This window comes from Nocardia carnea (genome assembly GCF_029869215.1).
In the GTDB taxonomy this organism is placed as follows: domain Bacteria; phylum Actinomycetota; class Actinomycetes; order Mycobacteriales; family Mycobacteriaceae; genus Nocardia; species Nocardia carnea_B.
Genome location: NZ_JARWPM010000361.1, coordinates 1 through 1,791, shown reverse-complemented (window position 1 = coordinate 1,791; position 1,791 = coordinate 1). Strand labels below are relative to the sequence as shown.

Sequence of the window (1,791 nt, the reverse complement as noted above, 5' to 3'; positions counted from 1 at the left end):
CCGCATCCCTGACCGAGCGGCCGTCGGCCACCCGACGCGCCCCCCCCCCCCCAAAAATCACCACCCCCACCATCACCGGGGGGTCCCCCTCCTGCGCGGCCTCGTGGGTGTCGGGGACGAGGGGCACCACCCCCCGCGGCGCCGCAGGCGCCGCGAAATAAACACCGAACCTCAGCGCGGCGGCGGGGGAGCTGGCAGGCTGTCAACAAGGCGGATGTGATCCGCCCGGTGATTTACGCCGTAATGTTGCTGCTTGCACGGAGGACGCCGATGTTCGAATGGTCCGATACCGATCTGATGATCCGCGACGCTGTCCGGACTTTCATCGATAAGGAGGTGCGGCCCCACCTCGACGCGCTGGACAGCGGCGAGATGCTGCCCTACCCCGTGCTGCGCAAGCTCTACGCGGACTTCGGTATCGGAGCCATGGCCGAAGACGCACTGAACAAACAGCTCGCCGCCAAGCGGGCGGCAGCCGTTGGTGCGGAGAAGCCGGCTTCGGAGGCGAAGGGTTCGTCCGACGGCGGATTGGACCAGCAGTCCATGATGGCCGTGCTGACCAGCGAACTCTCGGGCGTCTGTATGGGCCTGTGCAGTTCCCTCGGGGTGAGCACCGGGCTCGGCGGCGCCACCATTCTCTCCCGCGGGACGCTCGCCCAGCAGGAGCGCTGGGTGCCCGATATCGTCAGCCTCCGCAAGATCGCGTGCTGGGCGATCACCGAACCGGACTCCGGATCCGATGCCTTCGGCGGGATGAAAACCACCGTCCGGCGCGACGGCGACGACTACATCCTCAACGGCCAGAAAACCTTCATCACCAACGGCCCCTTCGCCGACACCCTGGTCGTCTACGCGAAACTCGACGAGGGCGACGGCACCCCGCCGCGCGACCGCAAGGTGCTCACCTTCGTGCTCGACAAGGGAATGGAGGGTCTCACCCAGGGCAAACCGTTCAAAAAGATGGGTTTGCACGCCTCGCCGACCGGGGAACTGTTCTTCGACAACGTCCGTCTGACCCGCGACCGGCTGCTCGGCGAAACCGAGGAACACCGCGGCGGCGACGGCCGGGAGAGCGCCAAATCCAGTTTCGTGGCCGAACGTGTCGGAATCGGGTTCATGGCGCTGGGCGTGATCAACGAATGTCTGCGGCTGTGCACCGAATACGCCCGGAACCGCAAGCTGTGGGGTCAGGAGATCGGCCGGTTCCAGCTCATCCAGCTCAAGATCGCGAAGATGGAGATCGCGCGGATGAACGTGCAGAACATGGCCTTCAACATCATCGAACGGGGGAAAGCCGGTAAGCCACTGAGCCTTTCGGAGGCCTCCGCGGTGAAACTGTATGCCTCGGAGGCGGCCACCGAGGTCGCGATGGAGGCCGTGCAGCTCTTCGGCGGCAACGGCTACATGTCGGAATACCGGGTCGAACAATTGGCCCGCGACGCCAAATCCCTGATGATCTACGCCGGCAGCAACGAAATCCAGGTCACCCACGTGGCAAAGGGCTTACTTGCCCTCTGAACCCCGAAGGCTGCCGCTCGCATTGGCCCGGCTGTTTCGGACGCGCCTGCGGCAGCGCCGGGCTCAGCGGGGCCCGCGGAGTTCGCGTAACCCCGAAACCGAACGTCACCACGGCGGCGCCGAGTCTTACGAGGCCTTTGGGACTCAGGGGGGCCGAACCCCGCCCCCCCCGGGGAGGGGGGCCAATAACCACCCCCCCCATAGCGCCGCCGGGGTCGCGGTCCTCACCTATGTGGCGGGCAACCTGTCCGGCGTGATCGGCGCCGACGGGCT

1 protein-coding gene is annotated in these 1,791 nt (G+C 66.4%); it reads left to right on the top strand.

Annotated features, from left to right (window positions below; translation table 11 throughout):
• The first annotated feature begins 270 nt into the window (after window positions 1–270).
• The gene (locus QH276_RS25365; protein ID WP_280402901.1) at window positions 271–1,518 is read left to right on the top strand and encodes an acyl-CoA dehydrogenase family protein; all 1,248 of its coding nucleotides are present in this window, start codon (window positions 271–273) and stop codon (window positions 1,516–1,518) included.
• The last annotated feature ends 273 nt before the right edge of the window (window positions 1,519–1,791 follow it).

What these genes read in the sequence shown, in the direction of transcription:
- QH276_RS25365 (WP_280402901.1), top strand. Translation starts at nt 271, where the DNA reads ATGTTCGAATGGTCCGATACCGATCTGATGATCCGCGACGCTGTCCGG.